The following is a 15,156-nucleotide window of genomic DNA, read 5'->3' on the forward strand; positions in this document are numbered from 1 at the left end:
ATTCGTGGTGCGGCCGTGGTCGGTGAGCCGTGGGGACCGGGGTGCCGGACCGGGACGTGCTGGCGTCCCGTGCCCCCGGGTGCGGGTCCCAGGGTGAAGAACCCTGGGCCCTCTGCTCGTGACCGGCGGCGCCGGGTTCATCGGCGCCAACTTTCGTGCCCCACGTCCCGCAGTGCACGGACCACACGGTCACGGACGAGGTCTCGGGAGACCTCGCACGGGACGATGGACAGCGCCTCACGGACGCCACCGCGGGCCTGCCGGACGCCCCCTTCGTGCAGCACAGCATCTCCTTCGACGGCTCCCGCGGCACCACGCGCGGTGGCCCGTCAGGCAGCCGCGGCGTTCGGCGGGCGGCGCCCCACCAGCCACCCCGAGGGGTAGGCGCGCCGCAGCCCGCCACCGCAGCCCGCTCCGCGGCGTCGTCGTCCGGACCCGGGGATGCGCGAGAGCCCCGCTCGTCACGGGGACGGAGCGGGGCTCTCGGGGGAGGGTGCGGATCAGACGGCGCGGTCCTGCTTCTGCTCCCCGTCACCCACGGCGCGCTGGGCCATCTGGGAGGCGTTGCGGGGAAGGTCCAGCGTGGTCTCGGTGCCGCCCGTGGAGTGGGAGGCGGTGCTGCCGTTGAGGAACAGGGTGGGGACCATCAGGGCCAGACCGTAGGCCAGGATGCCGACGAAGAACAGCCAGGGGCTGCTCGGGTAGGTGCTGAACAGGTACAGGCTCACCAGGATGGTGATGACGCCGCCGCCGAAGAGGATGGCGTTCTTCACGACATCGCCCTCGCCCGAGTACTGCGGCATCCGGCGGCCGTGCGGCTGGTGCGCGTTGCGCCCGGTGTGCTCCTGCCCACCCACCGCGTGGCTGCCGTCCTCCGCGGTGCGCCCGGCGGCGTGCTGACGGCTCGCGCTCGTCTCGGCTTCTGATCTTCTGACCATGAGTTCACCCTTTCAGACCGCCGCAGCGGGCCCGCTAATGTTCTGCCGCCAGTCTAGTGGGTAGCGCCCGCGTGCGCTGGCATTCGCCCGCGGAACCTCGCCGGAGTCAGAGCCGCGCGACGATGTCCGCGAGCAGGCGCGAGATGCGGGGCCCGGCGGCGCGGCCGGCCTCGAGCACCTCCTCGTGGGACAGGGCCTCGGCACCGATGCCCGCGGCGAGGTTGGTCACCAGGGACATCCCCAGGACCTCCAGCCCGGCGTGACGTGCCGCAATGGCCTCCAGTGCGGTGGACATGCCCACGAGGTCCGCACCGAGCACCTTGGCCATCTGCACCTCGGCCGGGGTCTCGTAGTGCGGGCCGGGGAACTGGGCGTAGACGCCCTCGTCCAGGGACGGGTCCACGGAGCGGGCGAGCTCCCGCAGCCGCTGGGAGTAGAGGTCCGTGAGGTCCACGAACGTGGCGCCCTCCAGCGGGGAGCGGGCCGTGAGGTTGAGGTGGTCACGGATCAGCACGGGGGTTCCGGGGGCCCACTCGGGGTGGAGTCCGCCGCAGCCGTTGGTGAGGATCATGGTCGTCGCCCCCGCGGCGGCCGCGGTGCGCACACCGTGGGACACCGCGCGGACACCCTTGCCCTCGTAGAAGTGGGTGCGGGCCCCGATCACCAGGGCGTGGGAGCCCCCGGCCAGCCGGATGGAGCGCAGCGTGCCGCCGTGGCCCTCCAGCGCGGGCCGGGAGAAGCCGGGGATCTCGTGGGCGGGGACCTCCGCCACGGTCTCGCCGATCAGCTCCGCGGCCCCGCCCCAGCCGGAGCCGAGCGTGAGGGCGACGTCGTGCGTGGCCACACCGGTGCGCTCGCGCAGCGCGTCCGCGGCCTGCCGGGCCAGGTCGAAGGGGTCCGTGGTCTCTGTGGTGGTGGTCATGGGCCCACTGTAGGACAGCGTCCTCGCCGCGTCAGCGTGTGGGAGTGCCCCGGTAGGCTGGGCCCCATGGCAGACATGACTGTGCAGAGGGAATTCGCGGACCAGAAGCTCGTGATCATCGGCGGCGGCCCCGGCGGGTACGAGGCCGCACTCGTGGCGGCGTCGCTGGGGGCGGACGTCACCGTGGTGGAGGAGCAGGGCATGGGCGGCTCCGCCGTGCTCACGGACGTGGTGCCGTCCAAGACGCTCATCGCGTCCGCGGACACCATGAACCGCTTCGCGTCCGCGCGTGACCTGGGTGTGCACGTGGGGGACGACCTCGACGCCACCGAGGAGCTCAACAACCTCCGTGTGGACCTGGACAAGGTGAACGTGCGCCTGCTGCGCCTGGCCGCCACCCAGTCCCGGGACATCAAGCGCGGTCTGGAGCGCGTGGGTGTGCGCGTGGTGCCGGGCCGCGGCAAGATCGTGGACCGCTACACCGTGGTGGTGGAGCCCGGCGACGACGAGCCCTACGAGCTGAAGGCGGACGTGGTCCTCGTGTCCGTGGGCGCGCACCCGCGCGAACTGGACACCGCCAAGCCGGACGGCGAGCGGATCTTCAACTGGAAGCAGATCTACCAGCTCACCGAGATCCCCGAGAAGCTCATCGTGGTGGGCTCCGGCGTGACCGGCGCGGAGTTCGCCTCCGCGTACAACGGCCTGGGCTCCGAGGTCACCCTGATCTCCTCGCGCGAGCAGGTGCTGCCGGGCTCGGACACGGACGCCGCCCAGGTGCTCGAGAACGTCTTCGAGCGCCGCGGTCTGCGCGTGCTCTCCCGCTCCCGCGCGGACGCGGTGGAGAACACCGGCGACGGCGTCCGGGTCACCCTCTCGGACGGCCGCAAGATCCGCGGCTCGCACTGCCTGCTGGCCGTGGGCTCCATCCCCAACACCGCGGACATGGGCCTGGAGGAGGCCGGCGTGGCCATGACCGAGTCCGGCCACATCCGCGTGGACACCGTCTCCCGCACCACCGCCCCCGGGATCTACGCCGCGGGCGACTGCACTGGCGTGATGCCGCTCGCGTCCGTCGCGGCCATGCAGGGCCGCATTGCCGTGGCGCACATCCTGGGGGACACGGTCCACCCGCTGCGCACCGACGAGGTGGCCTCCAACATCTTCACCTCGCCCGAGATCGCGTCCGTGGGCATCACCCAGCAGGACGTGGAGGCGGACCCCGCCATGTTCACCGGCATGACCATGAACCTGGCCACCAACCCGCGCGCCAAGATGATGGCCGTGGACGACGGCTTCGTGAAGATCTTCGCGCGCCGCGGCAGCGGCACCGTGATGGGCGGCGTGGTCGTACCCGCAGCGCGGGTGGGGGCGGGGGTCAGTCGACGACCACCCGCGAGCCCACGGTGTGCATGTCCACGTGGCGGGTCTCGGGGGAGAACCACAGGGCCACGAGCGTGATGACGGCGGCGAAGGACAGGTACAGGCCCACCGAGCCCACGCCGAAGCTCGCATTGAGCTTCACGGCAATGAACGGGGTGATGGCCGCGCCCAGGATCGACGCGACGTTGTAGGCGATCCCGGAGCCGGTGTAGCGCACGTTGGTGGGGAACAGCTCGGGCAGGATCGCGGACATCGAGCCGAACGTCAGGCCCATGAGCGTCATGCCCACGGTGAGGAAGACCAGCACCCGGGCCAGGGAGGCGCTCTCACCCGTGCCCACGAGCGCGGGGTCCATGATCAGGCCGAACGCGAGACCGAAGACCAGGATCGCGGCGGTGATCACCAGCTGCGAGGAGCGGCGTCCGTAGCGGTCCGCGAGCCACCCGGACACCGGGACCATGGCGGCGAACAGCAGGACGGCGAGCAGCTGGAGCACCAGGAACGTGCGGTACTGGATGCCCAGTCCACCCGCGGCGGGCTTGCCGATGCCGTAGGAGAGCACCCACGCGGTCATCAGGTAGAAGAGCACGTAGGTGGCGAGCATGATGAACGTGCCCTGGACGATCTGCACCCACGAGGTCTTGAACACGACGAGCACCGGCGCCTGGACCTTCTCGCCGCGCTTCTCCGCCTGCTGGAAGACCGGGGTCTCCTCGAGCTTCACGCGCACCCACAGGCCCAGCAGCACGATCACCACGGAGGCCAGGAACGGGATGCGCCAGCCCCACGCCAGGAAAGGGTGGTCGGTGCCGAGGCCCTGGCCCGCGGTGCCGAACTGCATGACGACCGTGAGCAGCAGGAAGAACCCGTTGGCCAGGATGAAACCGAACGGGGCACCCAGCTGCGGCCACATGGCCGCGCGGGCACGCTTGCCCTCCTCGGCGTACTCGGTGGCCAGCAGGGACGCGCCGGACCACTCGCCACCGAGGCCCACGCCCTGGCAGAAGCGCAGGATGGTGAGGATCAGCGGAGCCCAGATTCCGATCTGGTAGTACGTGGGCAGCACGCCGATCAGGAACGTGGCGATGCCCATGGTGAGCAGCGCGCCGATGAGCGTGGCCTTGCGCCCGATCCGGTCACCGTAGTGGCCGAAGATCACGGCGCCGATGGGCCGGCCGAAGAACGCCGCGGCGAACGTGGCCATGGAGGCCAACAGCTTGGCGGTGTCGTCGTGACCCGTGAAGAACAGGGCGGGGAAGACCGCGACGGCGGCGGTCGCGTAGACGTAGAAGTCGTAGAACTCGATGGTCGTGCCCACGAGGGACGCCAGGATCACGCGGCTCTTGGGCACGCGGACGGGGGCCGCGGGGGGACCGGATTCCACGGGGGACGCGGTTGAAGACATGGTGCACCTCACACGAAGACGGATCGAAGAATGTCTACAAGATAGAGGTGCGGTGACCGCATGGTGAACTCGGGTGTCCGCATCGTGAGACAACCTCTTGACGGCCGATGTTGTGGCCGGACGCCGGCAGGCGCGAGGCCCCGGACCCCACCGGCGGGGCGGCGGTGCGGGGCCTCGGAGGCGCGCGGGCTCAGGAGACGATGCTCGCAAGCACGGTGCCCGCGGAGACCGTGTCCCCCTCGGAGACGTCCAGGTCCTTGACGGTGCCGGACTTGTGGGCGGTCAGCGGCTGCTCCATCTTCATGGCCTCGAGCACCACGATCAGATCACCCTCGGCCACCTCGTCCCCGTTGGACGCGGCGATCTTCACGATCGTGCCCTGCATGGGGGATGTCAGGGAGTCGCCGGAGGTACCGCGGGCGGCAGCCCCGCCCCGGGCGGCACGCTGCTTGCGGGCCTTGGGCGGGGCGGCGGCGGGACGCGCGGCTCCCGCGAGCTGGGGCATGGTGACCTCCAGGCGCTTGCCGCCCACCTCCACCACGATGCTCTGGCGCTCGGGCTCCTCCGCGGAGGGCTCGGGGGCGGCCGAGAAAGGCTCGATCTGGTTGTCGAACTCGGTCTCGATCCACCGGGTGTGCACGGTGAACGGGGTGTCGTCCGGCGTGGCGAACGCCGGGTCCGAGACCACGGCGCGGTGGAACGGCACCACGGTGGGCATGCCCTCGATGGTGAGCTCCTGCAGCGCCCGGCGGGAGCGCTCCAGTGCCTGGGTGCGCGTGGCACCGGTCACGATGAGCTTGGCCAGCATGGAGTCGAAGCTGCCGCCCACGGTCTCACCGGCCTCCACACCGGAGTCCACGCGCACGCCGGGTCCGGAGGGCACCGTGAACGTGGTGAGGGTGCCGGGGGAGGGCATGAAGTTGCGGCCCGCGTCCTCGCCGTTGATGCGGAACTCGAAGCTGTGCCCGCGGATCTCGGGGTCGTCGTAGCCCAACGCCTCGCCGCGGGCGATGCGGAACTGCTCACGCACGAGGTCCAGGCCGGAGACCTCCTCGGACACGGGGTGCTCCACCTGCAGGCGGGTGTTGACCTCCAGGAAGGAGATGGTGCCGTCCTGGCCCACCAGGAACTCGCACGTGCCGGCGCCCTGGTACGCGGCTTCGCGCAGGATGGCCTTGGAGGACTCGTAGAGCCGACGGTTCTGCTCCTCGCTCAGGAACGGGGCGGGGGCCTCCTCCACGAGCTTCTGGTTGCGGCGCTGCAGGGAGCAGTCGCGGGTGGAGACCACCACGACGTTGCCGTACTGGTCCGCGAGGCACTGGGTCTCCACGTGGCGGGGCGCGTCCAGGAAGCGTTCCACGAAGCACTCGCCACGACCGAAGGCCGCGGTGGCCTCGCGCACGGCGGACTCGTACAGCTCGGGGATGGCGTCCCGCTCACGGACCACCTTGATGCCGCGGCCGCCGCCGCCGAAGGCCGCCTTGATGGCAATGGGCAGGCCGTGCTCGTCCGCGAAGTCGAGCACTTCCTGTGCGGAGGACACCGGGTCCGGTGTGCCGGGCACCTGCGGGGCGTTGACCTTCTCGGCGATGTGGCGCGCGGCCACCTTGTCGCCGAGCTGGGCGATCGCCGCGGGCGGCGGGCCGATCCACGTGAGGCCCGCGCTGATGACGGCGGCGGCGAACTCGGCGTTCTCGGAGAGGAAGCCGTAGCCGGGATGGACGGCGTCGGCGCCCGAGCGCCGCGCGGCGTCGAGCACCTTGTCAATGCGCAGGTAGGAGTCCGCCGCGGTGGTTCCGCCCAGGGAGTAGGCCTCGTCCGCCATGCGCACGTGCAGCGCGTCCCGGTCCGGGTCCGCGTACACCGCCACGGAGGCGATGCCCTCGTCACGGGCGGCGCGGATCACGCGCACCGCGATCTCCCCGCGGTTGGCCACGAGGACCTTGGTGAGGGGACGGGTTGCGGCGGCGTCTGCCTGCCCTGGGGTGGTTGTCACGTCAGAACTCCTTGTCGACTCTCTGCCGAAAGATTAGTGCCCCGCGCGGGGGAACGCCTAAGTGTGGCGGGGCCGGGGCGCGGGATGTGTGGGAGTCCTACAACTCAGGACGGGCTGCGCTGTGCCGTGGCGTCCCACCACGAGGTCATCGACACACCCACCGCGCGCAGCAGCTCGCGGACCGCCGCGAGGCTCAGCCCGATCACGGCGTTCGGGTCCCCGTCCACCCGCTCGATGAACAGCGAGCCGCGCCCGTCCAGGGTGAAGGAGCCTGCGACCTCGAGGGGTTCGCCCGTGGCCACGTAGTCCCGGATCTCCTGGGCGCTCAGCGGTGCGAAGTGCACGTGCGCCGAGCGGATGGAGCCCTCGCCCAGCGCCGGGGCCCGGCGGGCGTCCACGAGCCAGTGGCCGGTGTGCAGGGTGCCCACCCGGCCGCTCATGGCGCCGATGCGCTCCACGGCCACCGCGGGATCGTGCGGCTTGCCGTAGCACCGCCCGTCCAGCTCGAACACCGAGTCGCAGCCCAGCACGAGACGCCCGAAGCCGCCGGGGAGGGCGGCCACGGCCTCGGCCTTGGCACGCGCCAGGCGCAGGGCGGTGTCCGGAGGGGAGAGCGGGCCCTCCGCCGCCACCACGGCGTCCTCGTCCACGTGGGAGACCACGGTGTCGAAGGGGATGCAGGCCTTCTGCAGGAGGCCCGCGCGGCCCGGGGACTGGGATGCGAGCACGAGTGAGGGTTCCACCCCGCCACTCTACGGCGCTCGGCCGAGGGCGGGCCCGGGGTGCAGAACGCCCGGGCGCACCAGGTGCGCCACGGCCTCCTTGGTGGGGTGGTCCGCGTGCGGGCTGTCCGCGAACCCGGTGCGACCGTCACGGGCAGCCGCCCCGGTCGCATGCGGTGGATCGCGCGGTCCTCGGCCGACGGCGCCCGCTCGGCTGCGCAGCGCGCGGGCGACCCCCGTCGCCTGGCGTCGCCGCGGGCTCAGGCACCGCCGCTTCCCCGGGCCCGGGGCCCCGAGCCCCGGGGGAAGAAGCACGTCAGACATGGGGACAGGTGCACGCACATGCATGGGCATGGTTAGAGTGGCGTGTGAATTCCGTGGGCTGGGAGGTGGCTGCATGAGCCTGGGTGAGGCAAGAAACCCCGTCGGTTCGCGGAGCAGCCTCCTGCGCGCCGTGATGGGCCGGGACGTATCTCCCCGCCCGCACCACCCGTGGTGGGTCCCGTACCGACGTCTTGCCCTGCTGTGCGATGTCCTCGCCGTGGGCACCGCCATGGTCGTGGCCACCACGCTCAGGCCCGACGGCGCCGCGTCCGTCGCGGAGACGGGGGTGGCCTGGCTCAGCCCCCCGTTCCTCGCGACGCTGATCGGCGCGAGCTGGATCCTCGCCCTCGTGGTCTGCGGGGCGTACTCGCACGCCCTGCTGGGCATCGGGGGTGACGAGTACCGCCGTGTAGCCCACGCCGCGTTCATGCTGGGTGGTGTGCTGTCCGCGGTGGCTGTGCTCATGCGGATGGACGTCGCCCGTGGCTTCCTCTTCACTGCCCTGTCGCTGGGTGTGGTCCTGCTGCTCGTCGGTCGCCGGGGCATGCGTCAGGTGCTCGTGCGCATGCGCCGTGGCGGTGCCATGATCGAGGACTCACTGCTGATCGGTTCCCGAGCCGGCGTGACCTGGGCGGCCGAGCGCATCCGCGCAACCCCCGCAGCCGGCTACCGCGTGAGCGCCATCGCCTGCGCCGAACCGGACGCCCCGGGTGCGCTCGCGCTCGCGGACGGCACGGTGGTGTGCAACCTGCGCCACTGGGACCGCCTTCCCCAGCTCCTGGACGAGACCGGGCTGCGCACCGTGATCGTGGCGGACGACGTCCACACCGACCGTGCGTTGCTGCGCCACCTGTCGGAGCGGGTCGGGGACTTCGATGCCCAGCTCGTGCTCACGAATCAACTCGCCGACGTGCTGGGGCCGCGGGCCCACTTGCGCCCGGTGCAGGGGCTGCCCCTGATGGCGGGGGTCAGTCGGGTCAGCGCGCTCGAAGCGAGGCTTCCGGAGCGCTGGTCGAATCGCGCGGGGACCCCGCGTGAGCTCGGCGGGCCGGATGCTGCGGGCGTGGTCTGCGGGCGGGCGCTCGTTCCCCTCCGGGCAGGGCAGAGACCGGCTGGAACCGTGCCCCGTGAGAAGTGGTCCCGTCGGGTGGCGCCGTGGCTGTGCTCAGGAGTGCGGGCGTGGTCCTCGCCCGGAGGAGGCCCCTGAACCGACGTGGGGTTGCCTGACAGCACCACCGTGTCTTCGCGGGAGCCGTTCTGCCCGGGCGCCCCGAAGGCTCGCGCGGATGATCCGGAGGTGGGGGTCCGCAGCGCGCCCCGTGACCAGCAGCGCATCCACCCCGTGAGCGCGCCACCGCCTGGATCTCGGGATGGGCCAACTCCGCCCGCGCCGCCAGGGGATCTCGGATCTGCCCAGTGCCCCGCGTGAGCGCCGGTTCAGGGCGCCACGGTGCACAGCTCGCTGCGGGTCAGGAAGCGGTGCCCCGTGGGGGTCTCCAGGGAGAACCCGGAGCCCCGCCCGGGGACGGCGTCGATCACGAGCCGGGTCCGGCGCCACGCCTCGAACTGCTCCGCGGAGATCCAGAACTCCACGGGGCCGAGGTCGCCACCCGCTGCCGTGGTGAGGTGCGCGGTTCCCAGCAGCACGTCCGCGTCCCCCGTGCGGAACTCCCCGGCGGGGAAGCACATGGGCGCGGAGCCGTCGCAGCAACCCCCGGACTGGTGGAACATCAGGGGGCCGTGCTCCCGCCACAGCTCGCGCACCAGATCCACCGCGGCGGCCGTGAAGCCCACCCGGGACGCGGTCTCCCCGGGCACGGCCGGAGCGGCCTCCAGCGCCACGTCGATCCCTGCCGGGCCGACGCCGGTGCCCCCGTTCGTGCCCGGTTCCGTGCGTCCCGGGGCCCCGGTCGCTCCCCGCGCTGCCTGCTCTGCCATGTGCTTCCCGCCGTTCCGGTCTAGAAGAAGCCCTGCGGCGTCTCGGTGTAGGAGACGAGCATGTTCTTGGTCTGCTGGTAGTGGTCCAGCATCATCAGGTGGTTCTCCCGCCCGATGCCCGAGGACTTGTACCCGCCGAACGCCGAGTGCGCGGGGTAGCTGTGGTACTGGTTCACCCACACGCGCCCGGACTGGATGGCCCGCCCGGCCCGGTAGGCGGTGTTGCCGTCACGGGACCACACACCCGCGCCCAACCCGTAGAGGGTGTCGTTGGCAATCCCGATGGCGTCCTCGTAGGAGGCGAACTTCGCGACCGAGAGCACCGGCCCGAAGATCTCCTCCTGGAAGATCCGCATGTCGTTGGTGCCCTCGAACACCGTGGGCTGCACGTAGTACCCGCCGGAGAGGTCGCCCTCGAGCTCCGCGCGCTGCCCGCCCACGAGGACCTTGGCGCCCTCCTTCCTGCCGATGTCCAGGTAGGAAAGGATCTTCTCCAGCTGGTCGGTGGAGGCCTGCGCGCCGATCATGGTGTCCGTGTCCAGCGGGTTGCCGGCCTTGATCTGCTTCACGCGCTCGATGCCGTCCGCCAGGAAGGAGTCGTAGATGGACTCCTGCACCAGGGCCCGCGAGGGGCACGTGCACACCTCGCCCGAGTTCAGGGCGAAGAACGCGAAGCCCTCCAGCGCCTTGTCGTAGAAGCCGTCGCGCTCGCGGGCCACGTCCTCGAAGAAGATGTTGGGGGACTTCCCGCCCAGCTCCAGGGTCACGGGGATGATGTTCTCCGAGGCGTACTGCATGATCAGCCGCCCCGTGGTGGTCTCACCCGTGAACGCGATCTTGCGGATCCGCCTGTTGGACGCGAGCGGCTTGCCGCACTCCACGCCGAAGCCGTTGACGATGTTCACCACGCCGTCCGGGATCAGGTCCTGGATCAGCTCCATGAGCACCAGGATGGAGGCCGGGGTCTGCTCGGCGGGCTTGAGCACCACGCAGTTGCCCGCCGCCAGCGCCGGGGCGAGCTTCCACACGGCCATGAGGATGGGGAAGTTCCAGGGGATGATCTGGCCCACCACTCCCAGGGGCTCGTGGAAGTGGTACGCCACGGTGTCCTCGTCCAGCTGGGACAGGTGTCCCTCCTGCGCGCGGATGGCGCCGGCGAAGTACCGGAAGTGGTCGATGGCGAGGGGGATGTCCGCGTTGAGCGTCTCCCGCACCGGCTTGCCGTTGTCCCAGGTCTCGGCCACCGCGATCAGCTCGAGGTTCTCCTCCATGCGGTCCGCGATCCTGTTGAGCATGATCGCGCGCTGCGTGGGCGTGGACGCGTTCCACGACGGCGCCGCGGCCCAGGCGGCGTCCAGCGCCGCCTCGACGTCCTCGGCCGTTCCGCGCCCCACCTCCGTGAAGGGCTGCCCCGTGACGGGGGTGACGTCCTCGAAGTACCGACCCTTGACCGGGGGCCCCCACGCCCCGCCGATGAAGTGCTCGTACCGGGGCTTGAAGGAGACGACGGAGCCGTCCTTGCCGGGCTGTGCGTACACGCTCATGGTGACCGTCCTGTGGTTGTCGTATGACGTGCATCACATCATAGGCCCGCTGTCGGACGCGCAACCAGGGGTCCGTGCGGCACTCGCAGCACCTCGCGGCTCCCATCATGCGGCAGGGCGGCCCGGGAGCAACCCGGACCGCCCTGCGCCCGCAGATCGTGGCGCTGCGGCGTGCTACTCGGTGCGCTGCCCGTCCGTCTCGGGGACGGGGGTGGCCGCGTGGGCTCCGGCTTCGGCACCAGCGGCGGCGCCTGCGCCCACCGGCTCCGGAACGGGGAGGGAGGCGTCCGGGGCCGTGGCGGCGTCGTCGTCCTTGAAGGGGCGCCCGGAGAGCGGCGCGTCGTAGCGCGGCCGGTCGAGGATGCCCTCCCGGTGGGAGACGATGGTGGCCACGAGCGCCTGGCCGGTGACGTTCAGTGCGGTGCGGCCCATGTCCAGGATGGGGTCCACGGCGAGCAGCAGCCCCACGCCGTCCAGCGGCAGGCCCAGGGTGGACAGGGTGAGCGTGAGCATCACGGTGGCACCCGTGGTCCCGGCCGTCGCGGCCGAGCCCAGGACCGAGACGAGCGCGATCAGCACGAAGTGCATGGGCGTGAGGTCCACGCCGTAGAACTGGGCCACGAAGATGGCGGCCACGGCGGGGTACACGGCCGCGCAGCCGTCCATCTTGGTGGTGGCGCCCAGCGGGATCACGAACGAGGCGTAGTGGGAGGGCACACCCAGGTTGGACTCGCTCACGCGCTGGGTCACGGGCATGGTGCCCAGGGAGGAGCGGGACACGAAGCCCAGCTGCATGGCGGGCCACACGCCGGCGAAGAACTGCTTCACGGACAGCCCGTTGAGCCTGAGCAGCACGGGGTAGACCACGAACGCCACGAGCAGCAGCCCGGCGTACACGGTGAGCACGAACTTCACGAGCGAGCCCATGGAGGTCCAGCCGTACTCGAACACGGCGGTGCCGATCAGCCCCAGGGTGCCCAGCGGCGCCAGGCGGATGATCCACCAGACCACCTTCTGCATGATGGCCAGCCCCGACTTCATGAGCCGCAGGAACGGCTCGGCCTCCTTGCCCACCTTCAGGGCGGCAATGCCCACCACCAGGGAGACCACCAGGATCTGCAGGACGTTGAAGTTGACCTTGGTGGTCACGGTCTCCGGGTCCAGGACCTTCGAGGTGGTCTCCAGACCCAGGAAGTTCACGGGGATCAGGCCCTTGAGGAACGCGAGCCACGAGCCCTCCGTGCCGGAGTACGCCTCGGGCTGCGCCTGCCCCGTGCCCACTCCGGGCTGCGCGACCACGGCGAGCACCATGCCGATCACCACGGCGATCAGCGAGGTGATGGCGAACCACATGAGGGTCTTCCACGCCAGCCGCGCCGCGTTGGAGACGTCACGCAGGTTCGCGATGGAGGTGATCACGGCGGTCACCACGAGGGGGACCACCGCGGCCTTGAGAATGGTCACGTAGCTGGAGCCGATGGTGTCCAGCGTGGTCATGAGCCAGTTGGGGTCCTCCTCCGGGTCCCCGCCGATGGCGGCGGCCAGGGACCCGAGGAGGACACCCAGGACGAGCGCTGCGAGGATCTGCCACCCGAAGGACGTCGTCCACCGCGGGAGACGCCGGGTACTTTCTGCGGAATTCATGTTGGTCACAGTAGGCCTGGGCGGTGTGGACCGCCCAGGCCGCATGACGAACTGTGACGCCCGTTCTGCGGGCGAGCAACGGGAGTTCCCCGGGGGATCGCGGCCTAGAGCGCCAGTGCGTACGTGAGTGTGTCCAAACCCACGGAGCCCAGGCGCAGCGCACGGCTGTGGAAGCGCTTGAGGTCGAAGTCCTCACCCTCCCGCGCCATGGCCTGCTCGCGGGCGTCGAGCCACATCTGCAGCCCCACGCGGTAGGAGGGCGCCTGCCCGGGCCAGCCCATGTAGCGCAGCCACTCGAAGCGCAGGGTGGACTCGGCCATGGCCACGTTGTGGCGCAGGAACTTCCAGCCGTCCTCGGGGGTCCAGACCTCACCGGCGCGGGCGCCGCCGAGCATGTCGCCGAGGGCCTCCGGGATCTCGAAGCCGCAGTGGAAGCCCACGTCGAAGATCACGCGGATGGTGCGCAGCCGCTGCGAGTCGAGCATGCCCATCCGGTCCCCGGGGTCGTCCAGGAACCCGAGCTCGTCCATGAGGCGCTCGGCGTACAGGGCCCAGCCCTCGCCGTGGCCGGAGACCCAGATCCCCATGCGGCGCCACTCGTTGAGCTCCCCGGCGTTGGCCAGCGCCGTGGCGCACTGCAGGTGGTGGCCCGGGATGCCCTCGTGGTAGACGGTGGTGGTCTCCTCCCACGTGTTGTGCTGGCTCACGCCCTCCGGCACGGACCACCACATGCGCCCGGGACGGGAGAAGTCCGCGCTGGGCGGGGTGTAGTAGATGATCCCGTCCTGGGTGGGGGCGATGCGGCACTCCAGCGTGCGCATGGGCTCCGTGATCTCGAACTGGGTGTCCGCCAGCGCGTCCAGGGCGGTGTCCGAGAGCTGCTGCATCCACGCCCGCAGCTCCTCGGGGGAGTGCAGCTGGCGTGCCGGGTCCGCGTTCAGTGCGGCCATGGCCTCCTGGATGCTCGCGCCGGGCTGGATCCGGTCCGCGACGTCCCGCTGCTCGGAGTCCAGGGCGATGAGCCGCTCCACGGCCCAGTCGTAGATCTCCCGGGGCTCGCGGCGCGCGCCCAGGAACGAGGCGAGGTGCAACCGGTAGTCCTCGAGCCCGCACGCGTCGGACGGACGGGCCACGGGGGCGAAGTCCTCGCGCAGGGTCCGGGCGATGTCACGGTAGGCCCGGCGGGCGGCGTCGGCGGCGCGGGCGAGCTCCTCGCGGAGGTCCTCGGGGGCGCTCGGGTCCGCGGCCAGCGTGGCGAAGAAGCCCTCGTCGGACGCGTACTGCTCGGCCTGCTGGGAGGCCTCCACGATCTGCGGGGCCGACGGCGGACGGTTCAGGGAGACGGCCTCGTCGAGTCCCTCGCGGTACTGGGTCAGGGCTGCGGGCACGTTGGCCATGCGCCCGGCGATGTGGCGCCAGTCCTGCTCGGTCTCGCGCGGCATGGCGTCCAGGACCTGGCGGATGCCCTGCACGGGGGACTCGATGTTGTTCACCACGGACACGTCCAGGTTGGCGTCGTGGAGGTCCCGCTGCAGCTCGAGGTCGTTGCGCAGGGCGTGCAGGGTCACACGGTCCACGTCGTCCCGCGGCTCCACACGGTCCAGGCGGGCGAGGGTCCGGCGCACCAGTTCCGCGGCGGCCTCGCGCCCGGCCGGGCCGAAGTCCGGGTACTCGGTCTCGTGCCCGGGGAAGCCGTGGAAGGTGGCCTCGCTCGGGTCCAGGGTCAGCCGCTCGTGGAAGTAGCTCTCCGCGAGCTCGTCCGCCGGGGTCTTCTCGCGGTGGATGGAGCCCATGGGTGCGAGGGGCTCCGGGGTCTGGGGTGTGGTCTCAGGTGTCGTCACGGAATGTAACCCTAGTCACATCCGGGCGGACGCGGCGGATTGCCGTGCGTCACGCGCCGAAGCGCTCCGCGAGCTCGTCCAGCAGCTCGATCACGGGTCCGCTGCCGGACACGGGCCCGCCCGCGAGCAGCCCGTCCGCCCCGAGCACCACGGCCCAGGGGGTGCCCGGACGCTCGAACACGGTCACGAGGTCCCGGTGCGCGTCCACGAGCGCCGCCTCTCGCAGGGCCCCGGGGATCCGCTCGAGCTCGTCGGGCTCCGGGACGACGGCGTGCAGTGCCACGGGCCCCGTGCTGCCGGAGAGTGCGACGATCCGTTCCACCACGGGCGCGCACCACCCGCACGTGGAGCTCACCCCCACCAGGGCCCGGGCATGCGTCGCGGCCAGCCCCCGCAGGGTCACGGTGGCACCGGAGGCGTCCCGCAGCACCGCCCAGGGGATGGGCAGGCGAGGGCGGTACGGCTCAGCTGCCGCGGGGGTCTCGGCCGGCGGGTACGGGAC

General features: G+C 71.4%; 11 protein-coding genes and 1 pseudogene. 2 read left to right on the forward strand and 10 right to left on the reverse strand.

Translation table 11 applies throughout. The annotated features are described in order from the left end of the window. Positions 1-500: 500 nt before the first annotated feature. Both CWC38_RS03695 and CWC38_RS03700 read right to left on the reverse strand, forming a co-directional pair. Complete coding sequence (locus CWC38_RS03695; RefSeq protein ID WP_121845480.1) at positions 501-938, reverse strand: hypothetical protein; 438 nt, start codon at positions 936-938, stop codon at positions 501-503. Positions 939-1,044: 106 nt separating this feature from the next. After that, positions 1,045-1,860, reverse strand: coding sequence for a purine-nucleoside phosphorylase (locus CWC38_RS03700; RefSeq protein ID WP_121845481.1), 816 nt, complete (start codon positions 1,858-1,860; stop codon positions 1,045-1,047). A gap of 75 nt (positions 1,861-1,935) precedes the next feature. Between CWC38_RS03700 and CWC38_RS03705 the strand changes: the two genes are divergently transcribed. Next, positions 1,936-3,318, forward strand: coding sequence for an NAD(P)H-quinone dehydrogenase (locus CWC38_RS03705; protein WP_240625033.1), 1,383 nt, complete (start codon positions 1,936-1,938; stop codon positions 3,316-3,318). On the opposite strand, the gene CWC38_RS03710 is transcribed toward CWC38_RS03705, so the two are convergent. The 3 genes from CWC38_RS03710 to CWC38_RS03720 all read right to left on the reverse strand — a co-directional run bounded on the left by CWC38_RS03710 (position 3,236) and on the right by CWC38_RS03720 (position 7,384). Further along, positions 3,236-4,645, reverse strand: coding sequence for an MFS transporter (locus CWC38_RS03710; RefSeq protein WP_121845482.1), 1,410 nt, complete (start codon positions 4,643-4,645; stop codon positions 3,236-3,238). The two genes, CWC38_RS03705 and CWC38_RS03710, sit on opposite strands and share 83 nt — an antisense overlap. Positions 4,646-4,835: 190 nt before the next feature. Continuing rightward, positions 4,836-6,641 carry an acetyl/propionyl/methylcrotonyl-CoA carboxylase subunit alpha gene (locus tag CWC38_RS03715; protein ID WP_121845483.1) on the reverse strand — a complete coding sequence of 602 codons (1,806 nt, stop codon included), beginning with the start codon at positions 6,639-6,641 and terminating at the stop codon, positions 4,836-4,838. A gap of 104 nt (positions 6,642-6,745) precedes the next feature. Further along, the gene (locus CWC38_RS03720) at positions 6,746-7,384 is read right to left on the reverse strand and encodes a Maf family protein (RefSeq protein WP_121845484.1); all 639 of its coding nucleotides are present in this window, start codon (positions 7,382-7,384) and stop codon (positions 6,746-6,748) included. A 376-nt stretch (positions 7,385-7,760) separates the two neighbouring features. On the opposite strand from CWC38_RS03720, the gene CWC38_RS03725 reads away from it, so the two are divergent. Further along, positions 7,761-8,894: a hypothetical protein gene (locus CWC38_RS03725; RefSeq protein WP_165860329.1), complete on the forward strand. Its 1,134-nt coding sequence runs from the start codon at positions 7,761-7,763 to the stop codon at positions 8,892-8,894. Between the two features lie 230 nt (positions 8,895-9,124). Here the strand turns inward: CWC38_RS03725 and CWC38_RS03730 are convergent, their stop codons facing one another. From CWC38_RS03730 to CWC38_RS03750, 5 genes and pseudogenes are all read right to left on the reverse strand, one after another. Then, positions 9,125-9,625 carry a DUF779 domain-containing protein gene (locus CWC38_RS03730; protein ID WP_121845485.1) on the reverse strand — a complete coding sequence of 167 codons (501 nt, stop codon included), beginning with the start codon at positions 9,623-9,625 and terminating at the stop codon, positions 9,125-9,127. A gap of 20 nt (positions 9,626-9,645) precedes the next feature. Further along, complete coding sequence (gene exaC / locus CWC38_RS03735) at positions 9,646-11,169, reverse strand: acetaldehyde dehydrogenase ExaC (protein ID WP_121845486.1); 1,524 nt, start codon at positions 11,167-11,169, stop codon at positions 9,646-9,648. 174 nt (positions 11,170-11,343) lie between these two features. Next, a complete protein-coding gene (locus CWC38_RS03740) occupies positions 11,344-12,813 on the reverse strand; it encodes a dicarboxylate/amino acid:cation symporter (protein ID WP_121845487.1) in 1,470 nt (489 codons plus the stop codon). A gap of 104 nt (positions 12,814-12,917) precedes the next feature. Then, a complete protein-coding gene (locus CWC38_RS03745; RefSeq protein WP_165860330.1) occupies positions 12,918-14,606 on the reverse strand; it encodes a DUF885 domain-containing protein in 1,689 nt (562 codons plus the stop codon). Between the two features lie 97 nt (positions 14,607-14,703). Next, positions 14,704-15,156, reverse strand: a pseudogene (locus CWC38_RS03750) (MauE/DoxX family redox-associated membrane protein); the annotation flags it as partial.

This window comes from Kocuria tytonicola (assembly GCF_003687455.1).
GTDB classification, from domain to species: Bacteria; Actinomycetota; Actinomycetes; order Actinomycetales; family Micrococcaceae; genus Kocuria; species Kocuria tytonicola.